The sequence below is a fragment of the Pseudomonas sp. S2_A02 genome, assembly GCF_054668495.1.
Genome location: NZ_CP162776.1, coordinates 2,916,183 through 2,942,205, shown reverse-complemented (window position 1 = coordinate 2,942,205; position 26,023 = coordinate 2,916,183). Strand labels below are relative to the sequence as shown.

Here is a 26,023-nt window from a genome sequence, read left to right as displayed (position 1 = left end):
TGGCAGCTCCATTGCGGTCATTGTGTGGCTCGCTGTGACGCGCAGGATTTAATGCGCGGCAAATGACGCACGATGGCGTAGGGTTGTGGTCGAACCGATGAACTCAAGTGATTGAAAGGATACCGCCATGCTGGACTGGAAGAACCGCACAGGCAGCGCGCCTGAGCGTGCCGCTGAACCGAAATCGGCCACCCGCAGTTATTTTGGCGGCCTGTTGTTCAGCCGGGCGCTGGCCACTCTGATTGTTCTTTACCTGTTGGTGGCGATTGCGCTGGGCTGGTACTGGAGCCAGGAGCCAGCGCTGTTCCCGGTTCAGCAGAATGCCCAAATGGCGGCCGAGAAAGAAGGCAAGCAGATGGTTGTCGGGTACACCACGGTGGAAACCCTCAAGACCGTTGCCGGTACTTTGCTGACCAAACCGGGTGGTTATATTTCCAATGACCGTTTCCCGCCGGGCCTGTGGATGGACAACATGCCGAGCTGGGAATATGGCGTGCTGGTCCAGGTCCGCGACCTGAGCCGTGCGCTGCGTAAAGACTTCGCCCGTTCCCAGTCGCAGTCCGCCGAAGACGCCGACCTGGCCAAGGCCGAGCCGCGCTTCAACTTTGACAACAAGAGCTGGGTGCTGCCGTCCAGTGAGTCCGAGTATCAGGAAGGCATCAACTCCCTGAGCCGCTATCAGGCACGTCTGTCGGGACCTGACCAGAAAAGTGCGCTGTTCTATGCCCGCGCCGACAACCTGAACAACTGGTTGGGTGATGTTGGAACCCGTTTGGGTTCGCTGTCGCAACGGCTGTCGGCCAGTGTTGGCCGGGTCAAGCTCAACACCGCACTGAAGACTGAAGTCCCGGCGCTCGGTCAGGTGCCGCAGGTGGACGAAGAAGTCGTCGAAACCCCGTGGCTGCAGATCGATAACGTGTTCTACGAAGCCCGCGGTCAAGCCTGGGCGTTGTCCCACCTGCTGCGTGCCATCGAAGTCGATTTCGCCGATGTGCTGGCGAAGAAAAACGCCACGGTCAGCGTGCGCCAGATCATTCGTGAGCTGGAAGCCTCGCAAGAGCCAGTCTGGAGCCCGATGATCCTCAACGGCAGCGGCTTCGGTGTGTTGGCCAACCACTCGCTGGTCATGGCCAATTACATCTCTCGGGCCAACGCCGCGGTGATCGATTTGCGCCAGTTACTCAATCAGGGCTGAGTCATGGTTGATAGCTCCATCGATGACATGCGTGAGGCCGCCCATCGTGCGGCCTCCGATGCCGAACAGATCGCCTGGGTCGACGAGCAGGACAACCTGCTCGGCGCGCTGGTCCGCTCCGAGCTGCGCGAACGCGAGCTGATCGGGCGCGGCACCTACATCATGCTGTTCAATTCTGCCGGTGAACTGTGCGTACACCGACGTACCCTGAGCAAAGCGATATACCCCGGTTACTGGGACGTGGCGGCCGGCGGCATGGTGCTGGCCACTGAGACTTACGCCGAATCGGCGGCCCGTGAGCTGGAAGAAGAGCTGGGCGTGAGCGGTGTGGAACTGACTGCCCATGATCACTTTTTCTTCGAAGACACCGGCAATCGACTCTGGTGTTCGGCGTTTTCGGCAGTGTGGGACGGCCCGTTGATCCTGCAGCCGGAAGAAGTGCTTGAAGCGCGCTTCATCCCGATCGATCAAGTCCTCCTGGAAATCACGCAGAAGCCTTATTGCCCGGACTCTCTGGCAGCCTTGCAGCGCTATCTTCGCGCTCAAGGGAATAACGTCGCAAAAGAGCTATAAATTGGCGCCGATTGGCTCTTAGCAATCGGCGTTTTTGCCGTTACACTGCGCGACCTTTTCAAACTGAACCGGTAATGTTTGTTGTAGGAGCTGCCGCAGGCTGCGATCTTTTGACTTTAGCTTTTGAGTCAAAATCAAAAGATCGCAGCCTCGTTACACTCGTCAGCTCCTGCGCTCATACACAGAGTTGTACCGTTTCAGTAGCGCTGCCCCTGCCTGAGTGGGGCTTCGCGGTCGATGGCATCTGCCACGATCAGTCTTTGTCCTCCCAAGAGGATTGCCGGTGGCCAAAAAAGCCGCATCCTTCGCCGCCCTTGGTGGCCTGGTATTTTCCACCGACGCAGGTCGTCATTGCCCGGATTGCAGTCAACCGGTGGATACCTGCATCTGCAAACAAACCGTTATCCCGGCCGGCGACGGCATCTCTCGCGTGCGTCGCGAAAGCAAGGGCCGTGGCGGCAAGACGGTGACCACCATCACCGGCGTGCCGTTGGCCGAAGACGCGCTCAAGGACCTGGCCACTACGTTGAAAAAACGTTGCGGGACCGGCGGGGCGTTGAAAGACGGGATCATCGAGATCCAGGGCGATCATGTCGAGCTACTCTTGGCCGAGCTGATCAAACACGGTTTCAAGGCGAAGAAGTCCGGCGGCTAGCAGCCTCTGTGAAAACCACCCGCGGCTTGATCCAGTCCTGTTCATCCTGGTCTGGCGTCGTCTCCATGGTTTTCACAGAGCCTGTTCATGACCGGTTTCTAAACTCACTGCGGTCAGCGAGGTCTACCCCCTCGTTGACGAACCGTCATTTTCATTCTTTAGACTGCGCCGGCCTGAACTTAAGGCGGCGCTCTATGACTTCTTTATAGGGGACTTCGATGTCCGTACGACGCACACGCAAAGACGATGGCAGCCAATGGACAGTTGCGGACAGCCGCAGTGTTTACGGGATTCGCCATTGGGGGGCCGGGTATTTCGCGATCAATGACGCCGGTCGCGTCGAAGTTCGTCCGAACGGCCCGACCAGTTCGCCTATCGACCTCTTCGAGCAAGTCGACCAACTGCGCAAAAGCGGTTTGTCCTTGCCGTTGCTGGTGCGTTTCCCTGACATCCTGCAAGACCGCGTACGCCAGCTGACCGGTGCGTTCGACGCCAACATCGAGCGTCTGGAATACCAGAGCAAGTACACCGCGTTGTACCCGATCAAGGTAAACCAGCAAGAAGCGGTGATCGAAAACATCATCGCTACCCAGGACGTATCGATCGGTCTGGAAGCCGGCTCCAAGCCTGAGTTGCTCGCCGTTCTGGCGTTGGCACCGAAGGGTGGCACCATTGTCTGCAACGGTTACAAGGATCGCGAGTTCATCCGTCTGGCGCTGATGGGCCAGAAGCTCGGCCACAACGTGTTCATCGTGATCGAGAAAGAATCCGAAGTCGGTCTGGTGATCGAAGAAGCTGCGGCGCTCAAGGTCAAGCCGCAGGTCGGCCTGCGCGTGCGTCTGTCGTCCCTGGCGTCGAGCAAGTGGGCAGACACCGGTGGTGAAAAATCCAAGTTCGGCCTGTCGGCGGCGCAACTGCTGTCGGTGGTCGAGCGTTTCCGCGCTGCCGGTCTGGATCAGGGCATTCGCCTGCTGCACTTCCACATGGGTTCGCAGATTGCCAACCTGGCGGACTACCAGCACGGCTTCAAGGAAGCGATCCGTTATTACGGCGAGCTGCGCAACCTTGGCCTGCCGGTGGATCACATCGACGTCGGCGGCGGTTTGGGCGTGGACTACGACGGTACTCACTCGCGTAACGCCAGTTCGATCAACTACGACATGGACGATTACGCCGGTGTCGTGGTCGGGATGCTCAAGGAGTTCTGCGACGCGCAGAGCCTGCCGCACCCGAACATCTTCTCTGAAAGCGGCCGCTCCCTGACCGCTCACCACGCTATGCTGGTGGTTCAGGTAACCGACGTCGAGAAGCACAACGACGACGTGCCGAAGATCGATGACAAGGAAGAGCTGCCGGAAACCGTGCAGTGGCTGGTTGACCTGCTCGGCCCGACCGACATCGAAATGGTCACCGAGACGTACTGGCGCGCCACGCACTACATGAGCGACGTGGCCACTCAATACGCCGATGGCAAGCTGACCCTGGCGCAAAAAGCCCTGGCCGAGCAATGCTACTTCGCCGTTTGCCGCCGCCTGCACAACTCGTTGAAGGCTCGTCAGCGTTCTCACCGTCAGGTGCTCGACGAACTCAACGACAAGCTGGCCGACAAGTACATCTGCAACTTCTCGGTATTCCAGAGCCTGCCGGACACCTGGGCTATCGGCCAGGTCCTGCCGATCCTGCCGCTGCACCGTCTCGACGAAGAGCCGCTGCGCCGTGCGGTGCTGCAAGACCTGACCTGCGACTCCGACGGCAAGATCAAGCAGTACGTCGACGAGCAGAGCATCGAGACCAGCTTGCCGGTGCATGGTCTGAACGAAGGCGAGGACTACCTGCTGGGGATCTTCCTGGTGGGTGCCTACCAGGAAATTCTCGGCGACATGCACAACCTGTTCGGTGACACCGACTCGGTGAACATCTACCAGAACGCCGACGGCAGCGTGTACCACGCCGGTATCGAAACCCACGACACCATCGAAGACATGCTGCGTTACGTGCACTTGTCGCCGGAAGAACTGATGACCCACTACCGCGACAAGTGCGCCAGTGCCCGCATCAGCGCCGCCGAGCGCACCCAGTTCCTCGACGCCTTGCGCCTGGGCCTGACCCGTTCGTCTTACCTGTCTTCTTGAGGTAAGGCACCGTTCTCATCGGGTTGTCTGAAAATTCTCCATATGTTGGGGAAATTTCAGATGGCCTGGTGCGACACTTCTCTATTTTTAAGCGAAATGACCCACAGACCAGGCTATCCAAGCGATGTGGTCTTCTTTTCACGTAGGTCATTTCCTAAGTTGTACTTCGGCACTCTACTCGGCCATGTCTCTCGGCGAGAATCCCCGGCCGCCCCTCCTGTAGAGAATCGCCGATGTTCGATCCAGTCAACGAGCCGTCATTTCGTCTGGATATAGCGGGTCTTCCCGACCCCTTTGAGGTCTTGGCCTTTACCGGTAGTGAAGCCATCAGCGAGCCTTTTGTGTTCGAGGTGGATCTGCTGAACCATGACCCAACGCTGGATCTCGCAAGCCTGCTGTATCGCTCGGCCTTTTTGCACTTTGGCCCTCAGGGGCAGGGTATTCACGGGCAGTTGCTTGGCCTCGTGCAGCTCGGCCATGGTGGTGAGCCCAGTCTATGTCGTGTCCGTCTGGGACCCAGGCTGGCGTGTCTGGCCCAGCGCTTCAATCAGCGAATCTTCAGCCAGCGCTCGGCGCCGGAGATCCTCGCTCTGGTGCTCAAGGAGCACGGTATTGCCGGCAAGGATCGGCGCTTCGACCTGCGCGGCGATTACCCGTCCCATGATTTCTGTACGCAGTACCGGGAATCAGACCTGCAATTTCTCCAGCGTCTGTGCGCCCAGGAACGGCTTCATTATTACTTCGAACACAGCGCCCTCGGACACTGTCTGGTTTTCGGCGATGGCCTGGGGCAGTTCAGCCGTGGTGAAGAGAGCGTCTTCGAGGGTGAGAATGAACGACCAGGTGTGCACCAGTTCAAGCTTCACGGCTGTGGGCAGATCGCCGAAGGCCAGACAAATCTGGCGACCCTGCGCAGCGGCCAACTGATGCCGCTGTCCGGCCATCCGTGTGTGGACTGGAATCGTCTCTGGCTACTGACCCATGTCGAGCATCAGGGTGGGCAGGAACCGGAGCTTCCTTATAGAAACCAAGTGCGCGCCGTTGTGCAGGAAATGCCTTTGGTAGCACCTCATTCGATCATCAAACCCAGGATGCATAGTCTGCAGCGGGCGTGGGTGGTCGAGGTCGATGAGTCTCAACCGGATCTGGCCAGACCGGTTGCCGTGCAGTTTGACTGGCTTTACCAAGGGGAGGGTGCAGCGCCCAGTCACTGCTGGTTGCCATTGGCACCCGAGCTGGAAGGCGCGGGCACCCTGCCATTGAGCGAAGGGGCGCAGGTGCTGGTGAGCTTTATCGAAGGCGATCCGGATCAACCCTTGATCAGCGGATTTCTTGCCGGCGCAGCCTCCAGTGCAGAGCCAGTCATACCCGGCCAGCAATCCTCCTTGACGACCGATGTCAGCCCGGTACTCGACGGCATGCAGGGCTTGCTGCAATCCAGCGAACCCTTGGTGCTCCTGTGTCTGCTGCCCGGCGGCGGCAGTTTCAGTCATTGCGCGCAGTCTTTTTGTACCTGCCGGGCGGCGCTGCAGCCTGGCCAGAGCGGTGCGGCATGATCGCCGCTCAAGCGGTCGACCCGACCCCGCAATGGCTGTTGCTCGACGTGCCGGGCGCGCCTCAGGCCAGTGCGAATTTTCGGCAACAGTTTGCTCATGCCCGATGGTTCCGCCTGTTCGAAGGCACCGAATTTCACCCCTTGCGTGAGCACGGGCCGGTGTTGGTCGACCTTCGCGAATGCCCGGCACTGGCCGAGCTGTGCCAAAGTACGCCACATATCTGGAGCGGGTTGCTGCTGGTCAGTGAAACATCGCCATCGCAGCTGCTGGAGCATTTGCGACGCATGCTCGCGGTCACCTTGGGTCTGCATCACCGGGCCTTGTTGAGTTACTACAATCCACACACGGCGAGTTATTTTTTCGATGCCTGCGATGCGCAGGAGCTGAGTCGCTGGTTAGGTCCGATCGATCAGTTGCGCTGGTTCGGTGGCACCTGGGCCGACCGTGCCATTGGCTGTCAAGGCTGGCAGCAGTTGTTCAATCCGCGGCTTGCCGTCCGGCCGCTGGCCATCGAAGAAAACCTCAGCCTGCGTCAGCGAGACACTTTGCAAACCTGCCTGCTGGAACAGCACGCATGGCGCTGGAGCCGATCCACCGGCACCGACTACAACAACGTGTGGACTTACCTGCAGGAAGGGTTGGCCCTGGGTTTCAGCGAACGTCCGGTGCTTGATGGCTGGTTATGGCTGCGCTTGCAGCACCCCGACGCAGTGCCTGGGCAGCCGTTGTCGGGAGCCACCCAGCAGGAGCGTCTCGATAGCCTGCGCAACTTGTGGCAGAACGATCAACCCTGAACGCGCTGACAATCCTGACCCTCGTCATCCGTTGAGCCAGCTGTCGTGCTTGTGCAAGTACCAGGCGAACGCGCCAAGGGTCAGGCTGCGCAGCAACATGAACAACAGGAAGGTTATCCACAGTCCATGGTTGCCCAAGCCTTGCAGCGCCCAGGCGAAGGGCAGCAGCAGGATCACCGTCAACAGCATGCCGTTGCGCATTTCCCGGGCGCGGGTGGCGCCGATGAATAGGCCGTCGAGCAGGTAACTCCAGACGGCAATCAGCGGCAGCACCGCGAGGTAAGGCAGGTAAAGGAAGGCGGTGTCGCGCACGCTCTGAATGTTGGTTTGCATCTCGATGAACAGGTGCCCGGCGAACAGAAACAGCAAGGCAAACCCCACACTCGCCAGCAACGACCAACCGCACGCCACCACCAATGAGCGGCGTAGGGCCTCGCGGTCGCGAGCACCGATGGCGTGTCCGCACAGTGCTTCGACTGCGTGGGCCAAACCGTCCAGCGCATGGGCGGTCAGCAGCAGACCGTTAAGCAGCAACGCATTGGCGGCGACCGTGGCATCACCCAGCCGCGCGCCCTGCACGGTGATCAGGAAAAACACCGACTGCAACGCCAGGCTGCGAATGAAGATGTCGCGATTGACCGCCAGCAATGGACGCCAACTCTGCCACAACGCCAGCGCAGCCCAGGCGATATGGCCGGGGTAGGCGCGCAGGGCCTTACGGGTCATGAACAGGCCGATCAGCGCGCCGGTCCACTCGGCGATCACCGAGGCCCGGGCCGCGCCGACCACGCCCCACTCCAGGCCGAGCACGAACCACAGGTTCAGCGCGATATTGACCAGGTTGGTGCTCAGCAGAATCGCCAGCGGAGCCCGGGCGTTCTGGGTGCCGAGGAACCAGCCCACCAGCGCGTAACTGGCCAGCGCCGCCGGCAAGCCGAACAACCGTGTGTGGAAGAACTCGCGGGTGAGGTGATCCAGCTCCGCCGACGGTTGCATGAAGTGCAATGCGACTCCGCTCAACGGCACGCCCAATGCGCCCAACAAAATGGCCAGGCCCATGGCCAACAACAGACCCTGGAGCAAAATCTGCCGCAACGCTGCGCCATCCCCGCGCCCGGCAGCCTGGGCGGCGAACCCGGTGGAGCCCATGCGCAGAAAGCCCATGGCCCAGGCAAGAAAGGTATACAGACTGGCGCCCACCGCGACGGCGCCGAGCTGATGAGCGTGGGGCAAATGGCCGATGACGGTACTGTCGACCAGCGCTACCAGCGGTACGGAAATGTTCGAGAGAATCATCGGGGCGGCGAGCGCCCAGACTCGACGATGGGTCGGACGGTTGCGCCAGTCGGCAATCAAGTTGGACATGCAGGCTCCTTGGGGGCGCCTGCATTGTAGCGGCAGATTGTTTTACATGATCGTTCCCATGCTCTGCGTGGGAATGACTCCTGTGACGCTCTGCGTCACGTTGTCAGGGACGCGGAGCGTCCCGGGCTGCATTCCCACGCAGAGCGTGGGAACGATCAGTCTAATGTGGGGACAGCCTTAATGAACAATCCAGCTCAGCAACCACAACCCCAGCAACAACCAGATAATCCCCATGATGATCGACGCGTTCATGAAGGCGCGGATCGCTGCCCATAGCAACATCAACCCGATGATCAGCGTGATGATGCTGACGATCGAAGTGTCCATGCCCAGTGCCTGGGCCAGCCCTTCGACAAAATTGCTGCCGGCGTTGCTCAACAGGTTGAACAGGCCACTGAGGGCATCGATGATGAACCGGATGGCCGAACCGATTATCTGGCCGAGCCATTCGAAAAAGCTTTCTACCTGCATGTGTGCGTCCTGATGGAATGATGGCGTGGTTGCCGGATCCGGGCGTTGGGCTATGAATCGTGCTGCCGAGTTCCCCACAAGCATAGAGGGTTGCGCTATCCCTGTGGGAGCGAGCCTGCTCGCGATGGTCTGTCAGTCAACATCTACGTTGAATATCAGTGTGCATTCGCGAGCAGGCCCGCTCCCACAAAAAATCGCTCCTGTTGCTCAACCGTTGCCACTTGCCTTCACCCGCCATCCCCCTGAAGCTATACGCCTTCAGGAGAGCCCGATGAACCTTGTTGAACTGACCGAACGCCTGCACGCCATTCGCGACCGTAATGACTGGCGGCAATTTCACAGCCCGAAAAACCTGGCCATGGCCGCAAGCGTGGAAATGTCCGAGCTGGTGGAGATTTTCCAATGGCTGACCGAAGACCAGTCGCGTCAGTTGCCGGCAGACAAGCTCGCCCATGCCGGGCAGGAAATCGGCGACATCGTGCTGTATCTAGTGCTGCTGTGCAGCGAGTTGGGGTTGGACATGAATGAAGTGGTGCGCAGCAAACTCGCGGACAGCGAACGGCGGTTCAGCTGATGAGCGACCGTCATTTCGATCAGCTGGCGACTCGCTTCGCCGAAAAAATCTACGGTGGCGCCAAAGGTGCGATCCGTCTCGCCGTGCTGCAAGCCGATCTGGCCGAAACCCTGCCGGACCGCCCGTTGCGTGTACTGGACATCGGTGCCGGCCTGGGCCACATGTCGTTGTGGTTGGCCGAGCGCGGTCATCAGGTGACCCTCGCCGAACCCGCCGAACCGATGCTTGAAGGTGCCCGCCAGCGCTTCGCCGAAGCGGGGCAGACGGCGACGTTCATTCAGGCGCCGTGGCAGGATTTGCTCGGTCAGCTCACCGAACCCTATGACCTGGTGTTGTGCCACGCCGTGCTGGAATGGCTGGCTCAACCCTATGCGATTCTACCGGTGCTGCATCAGCTGACGAAGCCGGACGGCTGGTTGTCCCTGGCGTTCTACAACCGCGATGCGTTGATCTACCGCAACCTGCTCAAGGGCCATTTCCGCAAGATGCGCAAGAACGACATGGCCGGCGAAAAGCAGAGCCTGACCCCGCAGCAGCCGCTGGATCCACGGGAACTGGCGGCGCAACTTGAGAGCATGTGGCAGGTCGAAACCCAGAGTGGAGTGCGGGTTTTTTACGACTACATGCCGGTGGAATTCCAGGCCCGCGTCGAACTGCCGGACTTGCTGGAAATGGAACTGGCCCACCGTCGTCACCCAAGCTTCGCCGGGCTTGGGCGCTACTTGCACTGGATCTGTCGGCCGATCTGACCGGAGCGCGAAATGAAAAGTCGTTCAGGGTTACTGGTGATCTGTCTCGGGTTGGCGGCTTGTCAGGGCAGCAACCCTTATGTCGCGACGTCCAATCCGCTGCCACCAGCTCCCCCGCAGTCTGCTAGCACCTTCGACCGTAGCGCCTACCCGGCGGCGCCACGGGATTACGGCCGCTATCGCAGCTGGGCCTGGCTCAACGGCCGCCTGCCACCGGGCACGGCCTGGGCCGACTCGGCGCAGGTGGCCGAAGCGGTCAGCAATGCCCTCGATCAACGCGGCTTGCGCCCATTGCACGACAACCGCCCGGCGGACCTGTTGGTCAGCGCCGACTTGCATCTGGAAACCCGCTTGCGTCAAGTGCAGGACGACTATGGTTACGGCGGGGGTTATTACGGCGGCGGTTATGGCGGTTACAACCGCTACGGCAGCGGTTACGGCATGTACAACACGGTACCGGTCATCCGTACTTATCAGGTACAAGTGGTGGTAGTGCGAGTCGATCTGTTCGACGCGAGCACCGGCCAGCCGGTATGGAGTGCCAGTGCCGAAACCAGCAATCAGGGCAATCAGAGCGAGCGTGCCGATGCCATTCGCGAAGCTGTCGAAAAGGCCATGTCGGCGTATCCTCCTAATTAGCTTCCCGTCCAAGAAGCCTCCCGCAGGTGCATGTCTTCTATCGGAGAAAAATCATGTTCCGCCGTCTCGCTTTACTGGCCATGGCCGCGCTGCTCACTGCCTGCGCCGCCAACCAGGTCAATCATGACTTCGATGCCAGCCGCGACTTTGCCGCCTACCGTAGCTGGAGCTGGAAAGAGCCCGCCGTGCAATACCGCCCCGATGATCCACGGATCAAGAGTGATCTGACCGAACAACGCATCCGCCAGTCCGTTGCCGATCAGCTGGATCAGCGTGGCTTGCGTCCGGCCGCCGCCGGTGCCAGTTCGGATCTGAAGGTGCAGGCCTACCTGATCGTCGAAGATCGCCAGCAACAGGTGAGCACTAACTATGGCGGCGGTTATGGTGGCCCATGGTACGGCTACTGGGGCGGGCCCATGTACACCGAAACCCGCAACGTCAGCTATAAGGTAGCGACCATCCAGGTCGACCTGCTCGATGGCAAGGACGGCAAACTGGTGTGGCGCGGCAGCGACGAGCAGACGCTCAGCCGCACGCCGAATCCGCAGGATCGTAGCAATAAAATCCACGAGACGGTCGGGCGGATATTGGCTAACTATCCACCGCACTAAACCTGAACGATCCAACACCACAGATCTATTGTGGGAGCGGGCCTGTGGCGAGCGAGCTTGCTCGCGTTGGGCTGCGTAGCAGCCCCAAAAATCTGACAACCACTGCCGATTTTTGTGAGTGCTACGCACTCAAGCGGGAGCAAGCTCCCTCGCCACAGGCTTCTCTGATTCAAGACTCTCTTTTGTAAACGGCATTGCCCTCCCACATGGAGTTTTTATCGTCTGGGATGGCGAGTTGCCAGCAATCTGGCGGCCGCTTGTCTACACTGCTTCACATCGTTGGAGGTAACCCTCGCCAGTGCGCCGGCAAAGGAGTGCGCCATGTCTCCCTGCTTGCAGTTTCATAGCCCGGCCCGGCAACGGGGAGCGATCGGTTTGATGGCGGTGCTGGCCTTGGGTATGGCCTTGGTGTTCCTGCTGCTCGTGGTCGACAGCGGCCGCCTATACCTGGAAAAACGCAGCTTGCAACGGGTCGCGGATATGGCCGCGCTGGAGGCTGCCACGCGCAACGGTGATTGCGCCACGGGTGCCACCGCTACCGCCTATGCCACCGCCAGCGCAAACCGCAACAATTTCACTCTTCCTGACCCCACGCGCAGCCTGACGGTGGCCTGTGGCGCCCTGACTCTGGACGCCAATAATCTTCGGGTGTTTACGGCTAATCCGAGCAGCAGCGAAGCCATTCGAGTGACCGTCAGCCATTCGATCCTGCAGAGTTTCGCCGGTGGTATTGGTGCCGTGTTCGGCGGTCCTCCAGCCGGTGCGACCCTCAACCTGACAGCGACCGCCGTCGCAGCGTTGCCGCCACCGCTGGCATCGCTGACCATCCGCACGACGGCGTTGAGTATCGATACCAGCAAGTCGGCGACCCTCAATGCGCTGTTCGGTGGTTTGTTGGGCGGTAATCTGAACCTCTCCGTGGCGGGCTGGAACGGTTTGGTGAGCACCAATATCAGCCTGCTCGGTTACCTCGATCGATTGAAGCTCGACCTCGGCCTCAACGCCGCCGGATATAACCAGGTATTGGGGACTTCGGTGGCGGTCAGTCAGCTGATCCAGACTGCCGTCAATGTGCTGGACCCCGGCGGCACACTCGGCGCGACGGCGACCATCGTCGGGCTGCAAACACTCAAGGTTGCCGCTGGGTCAACGACCGTGGTGCTGGGCAATTTGTTGCACGTCGAGAATGGCAGCAACATGTCGGCGTCGACGACTAACGTGAGCGTGTTCAACTTGATTGAAGGCATCGTGCAACTGGCCAACAAGAAAAACGGTCTGGTGGCAACGCTGCCGATCAATCTGGCAGGGCTGGCGCAAATCACGGCCCGGGTACAGGTCCTGGAGCCGCCGCAACTCTCCGCGATCGGCAATCCGAAAAACGCTGCGCTGAATCCACTGGGACCCAATCGGATCTACGTGAGAACCGCGCAGGTGCGCACATTGCTGTCGATCGACTTGCCGGCACTCGACGCCATTGTGGCGCTGGTCAACGCGGTGACCGATCTGGCAGGACCGCTGACCAACACCCTCAATGCCTTGCTCAATCTCAACCTGGTGGCGGTGCTCAATTCACTGACCTGTGCCTTGGGCGTGCCCTGCCAGACACCCGACATCATCGTGTTGCCGGGGCCGATACGGCTCGATGTGGCGCTGGAGGTCGCCAGTGCCAGCAGTTACGTCACGGCCTACAGCTGCGTCAGTAACACCAACAAAACCCTGACCACCAACACCAGTACATCGCTGGCTAACCTGAAAATCGGCCGGATCGATGCGGCCAGCATGTTCGGCAGCAACACCACGCCGCCGGCGGTCACGGTGCAGCCGTTGAAGGTGATCGATATCGGGATCAAAACCTGTCGCAGGCTTCTCTTTCTGCCCATCACCTGCGATCCGCGTGTGCCCGGCGTCGGTGGCGGTATCGATATCGTTGCCGACACCAGCGTGGCAGCGAACACCAACATTTCCCATATCTATTCCGCACCACCCGCCACCAGCCTGCCGGAAATCAATCAGCCACCGTTCTACTACTCGTTCACCACCAGCAGCATTGTCAGCAACCTGCTCAACACCCCGCTTAACATTCACGTGGATATGTATGGCCCGTCGGGCAGTCTCGTCAGTGGTCTGGGGACGATCCTGAGCAGCGTCACCACCTTGCTGATCAGCGCGATCAACAGCGTGCTCAGCCCGTTGCTCGACAGCTTGATCAACACTTTGCTGCTAAGCCTTGGGATCGATTTGAACAAGGTCGACGTCGGCGCCAACCTCAGCTGTCATTCGGGGCGCGCGACACTGGTGATCTGATCGTCTGCGACAACCGGCAACTCGATACAAAACCGCGCGCCCTCGGTCGAGTTTCTTACACTCAATTTACCGCCCATGTTTTCGACGATGCCGTAACTCACCGACAACCCGAGCCCGGTGCCGATGCCCACCGGTTTGGTGGTGAAGAACGGTTCGAAAATCCGCTCCAGCAGCCGTGGATCGATACCGCCGCCGTTGTCCTCGACCCACAGTCGCACCGAGTATTCATCACGTTCGGCGTACACCGAAATCCACGGTTTGAACTCCCGGTCGGCTTCGCGTTTGCTCAACAATGCATCCCGCGCATTGACCATCAGATTGATCAGCACCTGTTCCAGCTGATCAACGTAGCCGCGCACTTGCACTTCGAATCCGGTCTCGCTGACCCGCAGCTCGACGCCTTTGCCGCGCATGCCTTCGGACAGCAGTGACAGCGTGCCCTCGATGGCTTGAGCCGGATTGAACGGGTGCTGCTCGATCTCCGAACGCCGACCGAATACCCGCATGTGATCCACCACCCGCGCCGCGCGCTGGACTTGCGCGTCGATGCGGTTGAGTTTGTCTGTCAGGTAATCGATTTGCGCATCGCCATTGCTCAGGCGCTTGAGCACATTGACGATGGCCATGCGCATCACGTTCAGCGGCTGATTGATTTCATGGGCCAGCCCGGTGGCCATTTCGCCGAGGGTGGCCATTTTCGCGCTTTGGGTGAGCTGTTGCTGGGCGCGCCGGACTTCGGTGTTGTCGCGGCCCACAGCCTGAATCTCAAGCAAACGACCCTGCTCGTCGAACACCCCGCGATCCGACCAGACCCACCAGGCGTGTTCCCGACCCGGCAGTTGCAGGTTGATTTCCGCGGTGCTGACCGGGAACTCCGGGCTCAGGTGACTGAGCCGCTGGAGGAACGCTTCGCGCTGTTCCGGTGACATCCAACTGCCCAGGTTCACTCCCGCCAGCTTCTCGGGCTGGCATTCCAGATAGGTCGCCAGCGGACGGTTGCCGAAGGTCAACGTCAGGTCAGGAAGGTAGCGACAAATCATCGCCGGGGAATCTTCCACCAGGATCCGATAGCGCTCTTCACTCTGTTTTACTTTCTCGGCGGCCAGGGTCGCTTCGGTGACATCCAGCCACAGCCCCACGGCTTCCACCGGCAGCCCGAGATCGTCGCGCAGCAGTTTGGCTTCGTCGAGCAGCCAGTGGTAATCGCCGCGACTGTCGCGCAGCCGATAACGGGCACGCACTGAACCTTCGCGCAGCAGTTGCCGGGTGCGCTCGAAATAGCCGTCGCGGTCCTCGGGGTGAACCCGTTCCACCAACGCGCCGGCGGCACAATCGGCGAGTGACCAACCGAGTAGCGGCAACAAGCTGTCGCTGAAAAATGTCGGTTGCAGCGCACCTTCGACATAGCGCTGCACGTAGATCACCGCCGGTGAACTGGCAATCAGATTGTCCAGCCGGGCATGGGCGGCAGCGGCGTTCTGCTGCTGATTTTTGATGTCGCTGATGTCGAGCATGAAACCCACCAGCCGCCGGTTTCTGCCGATGCCCAAGGCCTGACCTTGCAGTCGATACCAGATCGGCGTTTGCGCCGCGTCGGGGCGATGCAGGCGCACGCACAGTAGCAACGGCGCGCCTTCGTCCTGCAAGGTTTGCAGGCGAATCGTCAGCTCTTCACGGTCGGCTGGGTGGATCTGTTCGAGCCAGTCGTGCAGCGGCAAACGAGTGCTCGCAAGGTTCAGCATGCTTGCCAGCGACGGCGCCAATTGCACCTCGGCATCGTCGCTGAAAACCTCCCACCAACCGGTGCCGAGCAAGGCTTGTAGAGACTCCAGCCGCTCCAGTTGCAGATGGTGCTGATGCTCGCGCAAACGCTCAAGCAACGGGCCGGCCAGCGCGGCGGTGAGTTGCAGCCAGTCGCGCTCGCTCAGGTCGGGGGCGCGTTCTTGCACCGGGTAAAAACCACAGAGCAACCAGGCCACCACGCCTTGGGCATTGTGGTAAGGCACCGCGAACCCTTCGGCATTGCCGAAGATGCCTTGCAGGCGCGGGTGTTCGCTGGGAGGCAGTTGCTGGGGAGCTGAGCCATTCAAACTGTCGAGACCGGTGCCCAGGCGTTGGTCGATTTCCCACAAGCCGGGTGCATCGAAGGCTGCGTAATGCTGGTGGATCAGCCAACCCTCGGCCTGTTCGTCGAGCAAGGCCATGGCGATGCACGGGATCTGAAAGCGCTGGGCCAGGCCTTGCAGTTGCTCTGCCAGCACTTCGGGCAAGCGCGTCAGGCTGCACAGGCGCAACTGTTCGCTGATCTGCGCCGCAAGTAATTGGCATTGTTCGCGGCTGCGCGCTTGTCGACGTTCGAGCAGCAGGTCGCCGATGTCTATCAGCTGCAACAGCCAGCTTTCGCCCAACGGCTGCACCCAGCCACGCAGATGCAAGGGTTGTTCGCCGAGGCTGAAAAAATCCAGGTCCAGACTCTGTCCCTGCCACTCGGCGGGCGCGCCTTCGACCGACAGGCCGCTATGGGGCATGAGGTAATCGAGCAGATGCGGTGCCTGCGCGCCGGGCATTTGTTGCGCCAGCAGATGCCGCAGTGGGCCGCTCAGTTGAATCACTCGGCCCTCGTCATTCAGATGCAGCTGCAAACCGACACGTTGCACGCTCGGCGTGTCTGCATTGATCGAGGGCGGTAGCGGTTGGCGGTTTAGCAGGCGCCCGAAGAGCTTGTCTCCGGAACTCAAAATTGCAGGCTCGATCGGGCGGTAAGGGTCGCCGGCAGATTGGGCACCGAGCCGATCCCCGGCAGCACCAGGAACGGCAGGACTTGATTCAATTTACTGGTGGGGTAGTTGATGGTGACCGTCAGCACGCCACCGATATAGGTGGCACTGGCGTCGGTGGCCACATTGAAGTTCAGCGCGGCAGGGATCCAGGCCAGCTGCCGAGTCAGTTCGGTGGTCGCAATATTTCTGACGGCGGTGTCGTAATTGGCGGTGCTCGGGTCCAGCGCCACACTGCGGCGTACCGCTTCGGCCGTCGACTGATTGAACGATTGCATCAGCAACAGCGGCAGGCTGTAACTGACCAGCCCATAAAACACGGCGAAAAAGATTATGAACACCAAGGCGAACTCAATCGCCACGGCACCTTTTTGTTTGCGGGGGAGGCCTGTTTTCATGAGTGCGTCTACCCTGACCATCACGACGTAGTATCAGCATAGAATCATTCAGCCAAAACGGACGTTTTTTACCGGATGCAGAACCTTGTCCTACTTATCTGGCTGACGCTTTGCGCAGCACAGGATGTCCGAGAGCGGCACATCGCCAATGGCCTGACCCTTGGCGCGGGTGTATTGGCGCTGGCGTATCTGTTGTGGACCGGCACTACATGGTTGGGGGCCGAGGCGGTGCAGGGCGGCTGGGCTTTGTTGTTGGCACTGGCCTTCACCTTGCCCGGTTATGCATTGAGACGTCTGGGGGCGGGCGACGTGAAACTGATGGCGACGCTGGGCCTTGCGACGGACGGTATGCACCTGCTCGGCGGCTTCATCGGTGCCGGGTTGACCAGTGCGTTCTGGCTGCTGTTGGCGCCAAGACTCTGGCTATATATGGGGCAGGGGCTTAGGGATCGTCTTCGTTACCTGGGACCAGGAACGTCAAAAAAGCAGCCCTTTGCACCGTTCGTGCTGGTGGGCATGTTGCTCACTCTGGTCTGGATGCATTAGTCGCCGGGCGCCACTCGTTCTATGTACATAGTTGGAAAGTGCGTCTACTTTCAAAACAGTTGTTGTACAGCCTGTGGAAGTGGGTACAGGAACGGTCAAGCCTGGAGTGACACGTGAACAAGCTTATCTCGGCAATAAAAGTCCTTGTGGTCGATGACGAACCATTGATTGTCGAAGAACTTTGCGAGTTCATCGAGCGCAATGGTTATCGCTGTGTTCCTTGTCAGTCCGGCAAGCAGGCGATCGAGCGCTTCAATGAATATGAGGATATCGGTCTGGTGCTCTGTGATTTGCAGATGCCTGACATGGATGGCATTCAGCTCGTCCAGGCATTGCAACAGCTGTCCGGCAAGCACCGGGCGTTCGAGGCGATCATGCTCACCGGCCGCGCAGACAAGCAGGATGTGATCAAGGCCTTGCGTGCCGGGTTCGCTGACTACTATCAAAAGCCGATTGATCTGGATGAGTTGATCGAAGGTTTGCAGCGTCAGGAAGTGGTCTTGCAGGAGCGGCAGAAAAACCTGCAGTTGGGGCATTTGAGTCAGAAGTTGCAGTACCTTTGTGAGTCGATCGACGAGTTGTATCAGGATCTGGACAAGGTTCGTCGGGGACCGTCTTCGGCGTCTTTGTCTGATTCGGCTGACGGTGCATTGAGCAAGGTTGAGCGGGTGGAGATGCCGGCGGTTTTTAATCAACTGTCGCCGCGGCAATTGGAGGTGGCGCGGTTGGTGGGCAAGGGGCAGACCAATTATCAGATTGCCTGTGAGTTGGGGATTACCGAGAACACGGTGAAGCTTTATGTGTCGCAGGTGTTGCGGTTGACGCATATGCATAATCGCACGCAGGTGGCGTTGGCGTTGTCGCCTGGGAATGCTGGTGTGCGGCGGCTTACTGCGCACTGAGTTTTTCGGCTGTACGCTGTTTCATGGTGTACATATCCATTTCTGCGGTAACGGCGGCTTATGGTTTCGCCCTTACGGCGAGGCACTTTTGGCAAACGCCCCAAAAGTACCCAAAAGGTCTCGCCCCAAGCGTACGGCCCCTCGCTAAGGCTCGGCGTTCCTTCGCTCCGGTATCCATCTGGGGGCATCGCCCTACGGTCTGCTTCGCTACGACCTACATGCGATGGGTTCGACTGCGTCGAACGGCGCTGCGCGCCAATCCCCAGATGAACACCTCCGCTCAGCCTCCCGAAGGGGCGGGCAGATCAAGATCAAAAGCTGCAGGCGAGCTAACGCTCGGCCTGTTGAGTGGTGAGGGGCGGGTGCACGCCGCTCCACTGTGGGAGCGGGCTTGCCCGCGATGGCGGCCTGACAGCCGACCAATCTCTCTCAGACATACGCCGCCCCACTTGTAGGAGCGAGGCTGCCCGCGAAGGCGACCTCTCAACTGACCAATCTCCCTCAGATATACGCCGCTCCACTGTGGGAGCGAGCCTGCTCGCGATGGCGGCCTTACAGACAATGATGTTTATCGATCGGTAAAAACATCAGAACCTTCCCACATGTTTTTCAGGTTGCCCGTCGGACGCTGCGTCTCTAGCCTTTGTCCGTCGCTGACAATTCAGCGTCCGGGCGTCGCGGCTCGATTCTTGAGGCATAATCGCTCCACCAAACAACAGCACTTTCGGGTGTCTGTCGTTTTGTGTCATGGCGACTGTGCGCGGGATACCTTCGGGTATGCCGAGATATGCCTCTGGGATCGGTCCGCGAACCCGCGTACAGCTGCCACCCCAAATTGCATCGCGGTAATTTGGAAGTGGCTCCATTTCATCCCAGAGGTGTAATCATGTTCAAAGCAACCCCGAATCCCCCAGAAACCGACAACGTTTCCCCTTACGAATCTGCTGATTCAAAAAAATTCCACGACGCCGCTAACCGCGCGCTCGATCACTACCTCAATCCCACCCCAAACAAAACCGAAGGCCGCAAGCCAAGCAGGATGTTTATGGTTGCGCCGGATATGGATAACGAAAGCCTGCTGGCCCATGTCTGCGAATCACTGGCCTCAGCCAGCGTCATGACCAGCGACATTGCCGCGTATGTCGAAGCCCCGCAGCGGCATACGATCCTGGCGATTCAGCAGGCCATCATGCTGGCCGAGCTGGCGGTGAATCGAATGCTGGATAACGTCGACGTACCAAAACCCGCGCCACACAGCTAATTCAATGTGGGAGAGGCTTTTGTGGCGAGGGAGCTTGCTCCCGCTTGAGTGCGCAGCACTCACAAATTCTGCAATAAATTGCCAGAATCTTGGGGCCGCTGCGCAGCCCAACGGGAGCAAGCTCCCTCGCCACAGGTTCAGTATCACTCTTAACTGACTGGCATTAGGGCAAGCCCCCTCACCGCAGCCTCGCTCCAGGATCATTGGTCTTTCAATGATGAAAGGCCCGGGCCAAAGCGGTGAAGCTGGGGCCGGCCAGTACGATCAGCAGCGCCGGGAAGAGAAACAACATCATCACGACGGACATTTTCGCGGACATCTTGGAGATGTATTCCTGCAAGCGTGTCAGGCGTCGGTCATCGAGCAGCAGTTTGAGCCCCAGCAGTGATTTCATGGCGCCGCCGCCCTGGTGGATCAGTTGCTGAAGAATTACGCAGGTGTCGGTGAACTCGTCCACCGCTAGCAACTGGGTGGCCTTGTTCAGTTCTTCGCCAAGCTCCAGACCGGAGTCGACCCGGGTCAGTATCAGGCGCAATTCATGGGTCAGGGCCGGCAGTAATTGTTTGCCTTCGATGCTCAGCACTCGCAGCGATTGCTCCACCGCCATGCCGGATTCGAACAGGATGCGCAGCAGTGGAATGAAGGTCGAAATCTCGATCGCCAGTTGTCTTTGCCGACGGTGCGCGGCGGCGGCCAGCAAGCGTTTTGGCAGCAAATAACCGAGGGCGGTGGCGAAGGCCGGGGTGATCCAGTGGTTGTTCACCTGCGGGAAGAACACGCTCTGGATCAACAGACTCAGGACCAACGCAAGCACCGGTATGCCGATCTGGCAGGCAGCGAACAGCGAGCGTTGCCGGGCGCTGCGCCAGCCGAGGCGGTTGAGCAGTATTTGGGTTTCATTGTCCAGTTTGACCGAGCGCTGACCGATGCGGCTGTCGCCCAGCACTTGCAACCAGTGACGGACGCGATGGTCGCTCAGCGGTTTGCCGTCGAGTCGTTGAGCCACCTGGCGAGCACGCCGATGTTGGTCCAGCAGCCCACTGAGCAGCAACAGCGTGGCCGCCAGAAACAACAGTGCGCTGATCAGCAGGGCTATTTTCATACGCTACGCAACATGCGCCACAGCGCCAGGCAACCCACGACCTGCAGGCCGAACGCGGTCGCGAGCATCATTTGCCCCGAGCTGCTGTTCCACATGGCGAGCAGGTATTTCGGATTGGACAGTAAAAAGTAAGCGGCGAGCCCCACTGGCATCAGGGCCAGCACCACTGCGGTGATGCGGGTTTCGCCCGTCATGGCGCGCAGTTGGCGCGCAGCCTGGTCGCGTTCACGGATCATGTTGATCAGGTTCTCAAACAGCTCACTGGCATTGCCGCCGTAGCGGTGGTTGACCTTCAGGCCCAGCGCGAACAAGCGAAACTCGTCTTTCTCATACAGTTCGGCGAAGTCCGTGACAGCGTCAGGCAGGCTGACGCCCAGGTGCACGTTGCGCTGAACCCGGCCCATGGCGTTTTTCAGCGGGTCTTCGGCGGCGTTGATGGCGACCAGCACCGCATCGGCCAAGGTGCGTCCGGACTTCAGGCTGCGCACCGTGTGATCGAGCAATGACGGCAGTTGTTCGACCATGCGCTTGAGCCGGCGCTGGTAGCACCAACTGATGTACAGCCGCAGAGCCAGGGGTGGCATCAGCAACAACACCAACAAACCGATCCACCTTGCGAGAGCAAACCCCAGCAAGATGCCCAAGGCCCAGAGCAACAGCCACAACCCCAGGCGCTCGGTGGGACGACCGAGACCGGCGCGCAGAAAGGCCCGTTCCAGGCCAGCCCAGGAAGATTTCGCCACCGCCAATTGCGGTTGCCCCTGCATCAAGCGCCCGAGGGTTCGATCGATGCCGGTCTGGCGCAGACCGTTGTAAAACAAACGGATCGACAAGCCCAGCAACGTCAGGCAAATCAGGATGAGCAGCGCCGGTTTGAGCATGCCGTGATCCTTTAGTGCGATAAGGGAGGGAGCGCCGATTCACGACGCAATTTATCGCCGGCGGGGTTGACCGCCTCGCGCAGAAAACCGAAACCGGTGCGTCGGTCGAAGCGGAACAGCGTATTGGTCACATAGATGTCATCACGTATACCCACGACCTCCACCACTTCGCTGACGCAGCGGCGGCCATCGGGCAGGCGCGTCAGTTGGATCACCACGTCCAGCGCCGCGCAGATCATTTGTCGCAAGGTGCGTTCGGCGATGGTGCGTCCGGTCAGGCCCACCAGGGTCTCCAGGCGCAACAGCGCATCCTGGGCATTGTTGGCGTGCACGGTGCTCATGGAACCGTCGTGCCCGGTGTTCATCGCGGTGAGCACGTCGACCACTTCGACGCCGCGAATCTCGCCGAGGATGATCCGGTCCGGGCGCATCCGCAGCGCGTTGCGAATCAGGTCGCTGGCCTTCACTTCGCCGTGGCCTTCGGCATTCGGCGGTCGGGTTTCCAGACGCACCACGTGAGGATGGCCGAGTTGCAGTTCGGCGACGTCTTCGATGGTAACCAGGCGCTCGTGAGGGGCGATCAACTGGCTGAGAATGTTCAGCAGCGTGGTCTTGCCGGTGCCGGTACCGCCGCTTACAAGGATGTTGCAACGCTTGCCCACGGCCTCCTGAATAAATTCAAAGATCGCCTGATCGATAGTCTGCATCGCCATCAGATCGGAGCTTTTGAGCATGTCCTTGCGGAACTTTCGAATCGACAGGCACGGGCCATCGAGGGCAATGGGCGGGATGATCGCATTGACCCGGCTGCCATCGGGCAGGCGCGCATCGACCATCGGTGAAGACTCGTCGAGCCGTCGGCCCAAGGGGGCAAGAATTCGTTGCATTACTCGCTCGACGTGGTGGTCGTCGATGAATCGCAGGTCACTCAAGTGCAACACACCCTCGCGCTCGACGAACACCCGGTGCGGGCCGTTGACCAGAATTTCGGTCACCGTCGAGTCTCGCAGCAATACCTCCAGCGGACCGAAACCGGTGAGCTCGTCGACGATTTCTTCAGCCAGCCGCTCCATCTCGTACCGGGAAATCGCCAGGTGCAGACGGGCGATGTACTCGGCGACTTTGTCGATGACGAACTGCGACAGCATTGGCCGCGAACCTTCCAGCAGGTTTTTTCCGGACTCTTCGATGGCGTCGATGATGTAGCGGTGCAGCACCAGTTTCAGGCCTTCATGGTCGGTATTGCCCGCCGGCCCGTGTGGGGGAGCACCGAAGAGTTTTTCCCCACTCATTGCGCGCCCCTCAATCGGTCAAACCAGCCAGCCTTGGGTTTGTCCATGTCTTCGGAGCGTTTGGCCAGTCGTTCGCCGAGGGCGCGCAGGCTTTGGGTCAGGTTTTCGCGCGGGGCCAGTTCGAACAGGCTCACCCCCTGATTTTTTGCGTTGAGTCGTACTTCCGGGCTGTAGACAAGGACCGCCATAACCTCCATGCCGAAGCTTTTGCTCAAGGTGTCGGAGTCTGGCGCGACGTTGCGCAGATAGCGGTCCACCAGCAACCTGGCGTGGTCGAGCTTGAGGCCTTTTTCGCGCCAGCGGCCGAGCACCTCAAGGTTGCGTCGGCAGTCGAGCACATTCTGATCGGTGTACCACAGCAACTTGTCGCAATGGCTGACGAAGGTGCGTAACGCTTCGCTGTCTGACTGGCCAGTGAGGTTCACCACGATGTGCTGGAAATGTTGACGCAAGGCGCTGAGCAGCATGTACAGCTCGGCGGCACTGGTCTGTTCCAGCGGTTCGTCGTTGCTGGCGTAGGCGAGAATCCGCAGCCCGGCGTCACAGGTGGTAAAGGCACTGTCGATCAGCGTTGCGTCGAGGCGCCTCAGATGTCGCAACGCGTCGCCAAAATGAAACGAGCTCTCCAGTCCCAGCAACGCAAGGCTGTCACCGCGCGGCAGGCCCAGATCCAGCAACAGTGTCTGCTGGCCGCTCTTTTGCACCACGTGCGCCAGGTGATTGGCGAGCAACGCTCCGTCGGCATTGCTCTGCGCGCCGTAAAGCACGGTCAGGCCACCCTGCTGACTCTGTTGCAGGTTCGGCGCCACGGTCGGCAGGCGTTTGCTCAGGCGTCGCACCAGGCCGGCAACTTCACTGGAGCGCGAGCCGTAAGAGACGAAATCCCGCGCGCCGGCTCGCATGGCATTGAGCACGAGTTGGTTGTCCATGCCGTCGCCCAAGGCAACGATCGCCAGCATCGGTTTGGCTTCCAGGGCACCTTCGATCAGCGCGCTCTGGGCTACCACATGTTCACGGTCCAGACCCACGAACACCAGGCTGGCGAAGGTCACGTCCACCAGCGTCAAGAGCTCATCGAGGTTACCGCCACCGGCGCTGATCACTCGGCCCAAAGGGGCAAGGGCACCTTGCAGCCACTCGAAGTCGGTGCTGTTGCGCGTGATCGCGAGGAACGTCTGACTCAGGTTCTGGGGCTGACTCATTGCGATAACCCGCTGCATTTTCCGAAGCAGCCGTTGTCGAGCATGTACTGCGTGAAACGTCTGCGCATGGAGAAGCGTCCTCGCTCGATTCAGGGCGTTTGTTGGGTGACTTCATTGCCGCGGATGACTTCCACGCTCGACTTGCGCGGTGCTGCGCCGCCGGTGGCGGGTTTGGGTGTGCCGGCCAGGGCCAGTTGACTGAACTGCACCAGTTCGCGATTGGCACTGGCCAGGCTCGCCTTTGAATCGCGGTTGCCGGCCCAGTATTGGTTCAGGCGTTTTTCCTCGGCGCTGCGCACGGCCAGGCGCAAAACACCGACCTGAGCCGCGAGCATCAGGCGACTCAAGAGGGGTTCGGGGACGGCGAGCAAAACGGTGCGGGCGCTGGCGCGTTGCTGTTCCTGTTTGAGTCGTTCTTCAGTGCTGCGTGCCGGGTTGGCAGGCAGGCCATCGTTCATCAGCCCCAACTGGTCGCCGACGCCGAGCACCCGCAACGCCGGAACCACGACCTGGGCCGATTGCTGGAGGTTGTTGGTGTCCATGCGCAGAAACAGCAGGACATCGACATAGTCGCCGGGGCTCAGTTGACCGCCGACGTTGACCACGTCATCCGCCGCCACGGCCAAGGCGCGTTCATCGGGGCGGATCATCCGCGCCAGCGCACCGCCGGTTTCGAAACTTTCATCATTGAGCCAACTGCCTGCACTAAGCATGCGCCAAGGCGTACGGCCAATGGCTTGATCGAGACGGGACAGGCTGCCGGCCGGGGCGGTCCGGAGTTTTTCCACGGTCACGTCGGCGGCAGTGATTTGCTCGAACGGCGCTATGTCACGCAGCAGCACAACCACCGGCTGGCGGGTTGGATCGTCCGCCGGCGCCAGTATCGGGGCCGATGACGTGCCAGGTTGTGCGATGGATTCGGGTGCCGGTTGGCGACTCAGCGCCAGCCCCCAATAACCGGCAATGATGGCGCCTACCAGAAACAGCCCGGCCAGGCCCATGGTGACGCGGCTGTTCATGAAGGCTCTCCCTTTCCTGCTGCGTAATGCCCCCCAAGTTCTAACGAGATGACTTCGCAATCAGGCAACTATGAACATGGAACTATTTCGCTATTTGACGGTAGCGCAGGTAGAGCAAAAAGCCATTACAGGGCGGCAAATATCTGACAAAAGTAACGGTTTGAAGCCAAAAGCGCTGTTTAGTGACGGTTAATACTTAAGTATTAATAAGTTCTTACAGTTGTTGGTCTTGGGTTTGCCGACAATGCTGATGCTGGCATAGGGGAATCATGTTGCGGCCGTGCAACATCCCCTGCCATAGGAGACACGTCATGTCCTTTATAAAAGTTGTTCAGAGGATCAAAACTGAAATCATTTTGTTCAAACACCTGGCTAAAGATACGGAGGGTGCGTCGGGTATCGAATACGCGATTATTGCGGGTATGGCAGCGGTTGCGTTGGCCGTATTCATGACGCCTATCTCGGGTGCGATAACCGATATTTTTACCGTGATCAAGGATGCGCTGGTGCCGCCAGCTTGATGCCGACAGCTTGCTAACCTGCCAGGGCAGTTCTAACGTCAACGCTTAGTCCATTGCAGGTGGTTTACCCATGAATGCTCCCGCGTTGCCACGCCAACAGCTTCTTCTGGTCGATGATGAGGAGGATGCATTGCTGGAACTGGCGGAGTTGCTGGAGGGCGAAGGTTTTACTTGTTTTACGGCAACGTCGGTCAAACTCGCCCTTCATCATTTGACTTGTCATCCTGATATCGCGCTGGTGATTACTGATTTGCGGATGCCGGAGGAGAGTGGCATGTCGTTGATCAAGCGGTTGCGCGAGCATACGGCTCGTCAGCATTTGCCGGTGATTGTGACGTCGGGGCATGCGGACATGGATGATGTGAGTGATATGTTGCGGTTGCAGGTGCTGGATTTGTTTCGCAAGCCGATTTATCACGTGCGGTTGTTGGAGACGTTGAATAATTTGTTTCCTGGGGTGGTTAGTTCTTGATCCTGGCTTGTGGTGTACATATCCATTTCTGC

Annotated in this window: 25 protein-coding genes; 16 read left to right on the top strand and 9 right to left on the bottom strand. The window is 59.8% G+C overall.

Translation table 11 applies throughout. The annotated features are described in order from the left end of the window. The first annotated feature begins 127 nt into the window (after positions 1–127). From AB4O41_RS13585 to AB4O41_RS13560, 6 genes are all read left to right on the top strand, one after another. The gene (locus tag AB4O41_RS13585) at positions 128–1,195 is read left to right on the top strand and encodes a DUF2333 family protein (protein WP_448091766.1); all 1,068 of its coding nucleotides are present in this window, start codon (positions 128–130) and stop codon (positions 1,193–1,195) included. A gap of 3 nt (positions 1,196–1,198) precedes the next feature. Beyond that, positions 1,199–1,768 (top strand): NUDIX hydrolase, encoded by a 570-nt coding sequence (locus AB4O41_RS13580; RefSeq protein WP_367374029.1) that lies wholly within the window; start codon positions 1,199–1,201, stop codon positions 1,766–1,768. 283 nt (positions 1,769–2,051) lie between these two features. Beyond that, complete coding sequence (locus AB4O41_RS13575) at positions 2,052–2,423, top strand: translation initiation factor Sui1 (RefSeq protein WP_460148082.1); 372 nt, start codon at positions 2,052–2,054, stop codon at positions 2,421–2,423. Between the two features lie 218 nt (positions 2,424–2,641). After that, positions 2,642–4,555: an arginine decarboxylase gene (speA, locus tag AB4O41_RS13570; protein WP_460148081.1), complete on the top strand. Its 1,914-nt coding sequence runs from the start codon at positions 2,642–2,644 to the stop codon at positions 4,553–4,555. A 233-nt stretch (positions 4,556–4,788) separates the two neighbouring features. After that, positions 4,789–6,111: a contractile injection system protein, VgrG/Pvc8 family gene (locus tag AB4O41_RS13565; RefSeq protein ID WP_460148080.1), complete on the top strand. Its 1,323-nt coding sequence runs from the start codon at positions 4,789–4,791 to the stop codon at positions 6,109–6,111. Next, positions 6,108–6,905, top strand: a complete 798-nt coding sequence (locus AB4O41_RS13560) for a DUF4123 domain-containing protein (protein WP_460148078.1) — start codon at positions 6,108–6,110, stop codon at positions 6,903–6,905. The genes AB4O41_RS13565 and AB4O41_RS13560 overlap by 4 nt, the downstream gene beginning before the upstream one ends. 24 nt (positions 6,906–6,929) lie before the next feature. On the opposite strand, the gene AB4O41_RS13555 is transcribed toward AB4O41_RS13560, so the two are convergent. Further along, positions 6,930–8,270 (bottom strand): MATE family efflux transporter, encoded by a 1,341-nt coding sequence (locus AB4O41_RS13555; protein WP_460148077.1) that lies wholly within the window; start codon positions 8,268–8,270, stop codon positions 6,930–6,932. A gap of 177 nt (positions 8,271–8,447) precedes the next feature. Continuing rightward, positions 8,448–8,741 (bottom strand): hypothetical protein, encoded by a 294-nt coding sequence (locus AB4O41_RS13550; RefSeq protein WP_008011267.1) that lies wholly within the window; start codon positions 8,739–8,741, stop codon positions 8,448–8,450. A 271-nt stretch (positions 8,742–9,012) separates the two neighbouring features. Between AB4O41_RS13550 and AB4O41_RS13545 the strand changes: the two genes are divergently transcribed. The 5 genes from AB4O41_RS13545 to AB4O41_RS13525 all read left to right on the top strand — a co-directional run bounded on the left by AB4O41_RS13545 (position 9,013) and on the right by AB4O41_RS13525 (position 13,618). Next, positions 9,013–9,315 carry a nucleotide pyrophosphohydrolase gene (locus tag AB4O41_RS13545; RefSeq protein WP_258619833.1) on the top strand — a complete coding sequence of 101 codons (303 nt, stop codon included), beginning with the start codon at positions 9,013–9,015 and terminating at the stop codon, positions 9,313–9,315. Then, the gene (locus tag AB4O41_RS13540) at positions 9,315–10,064 is read left to right on the top strand and encodes a methyltransferase domain-containing protein (protein WP_460148075.1); all 750 of its coding nucleotides are present in this window, start codon (positions 9,315–9,317) and stop codon (positions 10,062–10,064) included. Before AB4O41_RS13545 ends, AB4O41_RS13540 begins: the two co-directional genes overlap by 1 nt. 12 nt (positions 10,065–10,076) lie before the next feature. Continuing rightward, positions 10,077–10,703, top strand: coding sequence for a DUF4136 domain-containing protein (locus AB4O41_RS13535; protein WP_460148074.1), 627 nt, complete (start codon positions 10,077–10,079; stop codon positions 10,701–10,703). 53 nt (positions 10,704–10,756) lie between these two features. Continuing rightward, positions 10,757–11,314 (top strand): DUF4136 domain-containing protein, encoded by a 558-nt coding sequence (locus AB4O41_RS13530; protein WP_123718965.1) that lies wholly within the window; start codon positions 10,757–10,759, stop codon positions 11,312–11,314. 321 nt (positions 11,315–11,635) lie between these two features. Beyond that, positions 11,636–13,618, top strand: coding sequence for a pilus assembly protein TadG-related protein (locus tag AB4O41_RS13525; RefSeq protein ID WP_460148073.1), 1,983 nt, complete (start codon positions 11,636–11,638; stop codon positions 13,616–13,618). Here the strand turns inward: AB4O41_RS13525 and AB4O41_RS13520 are convergent. Then, positions 13,588–16,356 carry a PAS domain-containing sensor histidine kinase gene (locus tag AB4O41_RS13520; RefSeq protein ID WP_460148072.1) on the bottom strand — a complete coding sequence of 923 codons (2,769 nt, stop codon included), beginning with the start codon at positions 16,354–16,356 and terminating at the stop codon, positions 13,588–13,590. The two genes, AB4O41_RS13525 and AB4O41_RS13520, sit on opposite strands and share 31 nt — an antisense overlap. Beyond that, positions 16,353–16,793, bottom strand: a complete 441-nt coding sequence (locus AB4O41_RS13515; RefSeq protein WP_007907464.1) for a TadE/TadG family type IV pilus assembly protein — start codon at positions 16,791–16,793, stop codon at positions 16,353–16,355. Before AB4O41_RS13515 ends, AB4O41_RS13520 begins: the two co-directional genes overlap by 4 nt. A 75-nt stretch (positions 16,794–16,868) precedes the next feature. Between AB4O41_RS13515 and AB4O41_RS13510 the strand changes: the two genes are divergently transcribed. The 3 genes from AB4O41_RS13510 (at position 16,869) to AB4O41_RS13500 (ending at position 19,502) form a co-directional block, all read left to right on the top strand. Beyond that, a complete protein-coding gene (locus AB4O41_RS13510; protein ID WP_460148071.1) occupies positions 16,869–17,339 on the top strand; it encodes a prepilin peptidase in 471 nt (156 codons plus the stop codon). A gap of 113 nt (positions 17,340–17,452) precedes the next feature. Beyond that, a complete protein-coding gene (locus AB4O41_RS13505; protein ID WP_460148070.1) occupies positions 17,453–18,241 on the top strand; it encodes a response regulator in 789 nt (262 codons plus the stop codon). An 886-nt stretch (positions 18,242–19,127) separates the two neighbouring features. Continuing rightward, positions 19,128–19,502, top strand: coding sequence for a DUF6124 family protein (locus AB4O41_RS13500; RefSeq protein ID WP_460148068.1), 375 nt, complete (start codon positions 19,128–19,130; stop codon positions 19,500–19,502). 211 nt (positions 19,503–19,713) lie between these two features. Here AB4O41_RS13500 and AB4O41_RS13495 read toward each other — a convergent pair whose 3' ends face one another. From AB4O41_RS13495 to cpaB, 5 genes are all read right to left on the bottom strand, one after another. Further along, entirely contained in the window at positions 19,714–20,604 is an 891-nt protein-coding gene (locus AB4O41_RS13495; protein WP_460148067.1) for a type II secretion system F family protein, read from the bottom strand. Beyond that, the gene (locus tag AB4O41_RS13490; RefSeq protein WP_460148065.1) at positions 20,601–21,485 is read right to left on the bottom strand and encodes a type II secretion system F family protein; all 885 of its coding nucleotides are present in this window, start codon (positions 21,483–21,485) and stop codon (positions 20,601–20,603) included. The genes AB4O41_RS13495 and AB4O41_RS13490 overlap by 4 nt, the downstream gene beginning before the upstream one ends. 11 nt (positions 21,486–21,496) lie before the next feature. Beyond that, positions 21,497–22,777 (bottom strand): CpaF family protein, encoded by a 1,281-nt coding sequence (locus AB4O41_RS13485; protein WP_460148063.1) that lies wholly within the window; start codon positions 22,775–22,777, stop codon positions 21,497–21,499. Further along, positions 22,774–23,979 carry an AAA family ATPase gene (locus AB4O41_RS13480; RefSeq protein WP_460148062.1) on the bottom strand — a complete coding sequence of 402 codons (1,206 nt, stop codon included), beginning with the start codon at positions 23,977–23,979 and terminating at the stop codon, positions 22,774–22,776. Before AB4O41_RS13480 ends, AB4O41_RS13485 begins: the two co-directional genes overlap by 4 nt. An 89-nt stretch (positions 23,980–24,068) precedes the next feature. Next, positions 24,069–24,998, bottom strand: a complete 930-nt coding sequence (gene cpaB / locus AB4O41_RS13475; protein ID WP_460148060.1) for a Flp pilus assembly protein CpaB — start codon at positions 24,996–24,998, stop codon at positions 24,069–24,071. 311 nt (positions 24,999–25,309) lie between these two features. Here cpaB and AB4O41_RS13470 point away from each other — a divergent pair, with 311 nt between their 5' ends. Both AB4O41_RS13470 and AB4O41_RS13465 read left to right on the top strand, forming a co-directional pair. After that, on the top strand, positions 25,310–25,519 hold the full coding sequence (locus AB4O41_RS13470) for a Flp family type IVb pilin (protein ID WP_460148058.1): 210 nt from the start codon (positions 25,310–25,312) through the stop codon (positions 25,517–25,519). A gap of 70 nt (positions 25,520–25,589) precedes the next feature. After that, entirely contained in the window at positions 25,590–25,991 is a 402-nt protein-coding gene (locus AB4O41_RS13465; protein ID WP_048396195.1) for a response regulator, read from the top strand. Positions 25,992–26,023: the final 32 nt, after the last annotated feature.

Excerpts from the sequence above, each read along its gene's own strand:
- AB4O41_RS13470 (WP_460148058.1), top strand. The coding sequence starts at position 25,310 with ATGTCCTTTATAAAAGTTGTTCAGAGGATCAAAACTGAAATCATTTTG.
- AB4O41_RS13580 (WP_367374029.1), top strand. The coding sequence starts at position 1,199 with ATGGTTGATAGCTCCATCGATGACATGCGTGAGGCCGCCCATCGTGCG.
- AB4O41_RS13495 (WP_460148067.1), bottom strand. The coding sequence starts at position 20,604 with ATGAAAATAGCCCTGCTGATCAGCGCACTGTTGTTTCTGGCGGCCACG.
- AB4O41_RS13585 (WP_448091766.1), top strand. The coding sequence starts at position 128 with ATGCTGGACTGGAAGAACCGCACAGGCAGCGCGCCTGAGCGTGCCGCT.
- AB4O41_RS13485 (WP_460148063.1), bottom strand. The coding sequence starts at position 22,777 with ATGAGTGGGGAAAAACTCTTCGGTGCTCCCCCACACGGGCCGGCGGGC.
- AB4O41_RS13565 (WP_460148080.1), top strand. The coding sequence starts at position 4,789 with ATGTTCGATCCAGTCAACGAGCCGTCATTTCGTCTGGATATAGCGGGT.
- cpaB (WP_460148060.1), bottom strand. The coding sequence starts at position 24,998 with ATGAACAGCCGCGTCACCATGGGCCTGGCCGGGCTGTTTCTGGTAGGC.
- AB4O41_RS13465 (WP_048396195.1), top strand. The coding sequence starts at position 25,590 with ATGAATGCTCCCGCGTTGCCACGCCAACAGCTTCTTCTGGTCGATGAT.
- speA (WP_460148081.1), top strand. The coding sequence starts at position 2,642 with ATGTCCGTACGACGCACACGCAAAGACGATGGCAGCCAATGGACAGTT.
- AB4O41_RS13545 (WP_258619833.1), top strand. The coding sequence starts at position 9,013 with ATGAACCTTGTTGAACTGACCGAACGCCTGCACGCCATTCGCGACCGT.
- AB4O41_RS13510 (WP_460148071.1), top strand. The coding sequence starts at position 16,869 with ATGCAGAACCTTGTCCTACTTATCTGGCTGACGCTTTGCGCAGCACAG.
- AB4O41_RS13550 (WP_008011267.1), bottom strand. The coding sequence starts at position 8,741 with ATGCAGGTAGAAAGCTTTTTCGAATGGCTCGGCCAGATAATCGGTTCG.
- AB4O41_RS13555 (WP_460148077.1), bottom strand. The coding sequence starts at position 8,270 with ATGTCCAACTTGATTGCCGACTGGCGCAACCGTCCGACCCATCGTCGA.
- AB4O41_RS13560 (WP_460148078.1), top strand. The coding sequence starts at position 6,108 with ATGATCGCCGCTCAAGCGGTCGACCCGACCCCGCAATGGCTGTTGCTC.
- AB4O41_RS13515 (WP_007907464.1), bottom strand. The coding sequence starts at position 16,793 with ATGAAAACAGGCCTCCCCCGCAAACAAAAAGGTGCCGTGGCGATTGAG.
- AB4O41_RS13500 (WP_460148068.1), top strand. The coding sequence starts at position 19,128 with ATGTTCAAAGCAACCCCGAATCCCCCAGAAACCGACAACGTTTCCCCT.
- AB4O41_RS13490 (WP_460148065.1), bottom strand. The coding sequence starts at position 21,485 with ATGCTCAAACCGGCGCTGCTCATCCTGATTTGCCTGACGTTGCTGGGC.
- AB4O41_RS13525 (WP_460148073.1), top strand. The coding sequence starts at position 11,636 with ATGTCTCCCTGCTTGCAGTTTCATAGCCCGGCCCGGCAACGGGGAGCG.
- AB4O41_RS13535 (WP_460148074.1), top strand. The coding sequence starts at position 10,077 with ATGAAAAGTCGTTCAGGGTTACTGGTGATCTGTCTCGGGTTGGCGGCT.
- AB4O41_RS13480 (WP_460148062.1), bottom strand. The coding sequence starts at position 23,979 with ATGAGTCAGCCCCAGAACCTGAGTCAGACGTTCCTCGCGATCACGCGC.
- AB4O41_RS13530 (WP_123718965.1), top strand. The coding sequence starts at position 10,757 with ATGTTCCGCCGTCTCGCTTTACTGGCCATGGCCGCGCTGCTCACTGCC.
- AB4O41_RS13540 (WP_460148075.1), top strand. The coding sequence starts at position 9,315 with ATGAGCGACCGTCATTTCGATCAGCTGGCGACTCGCTTCGCCGAAAAA.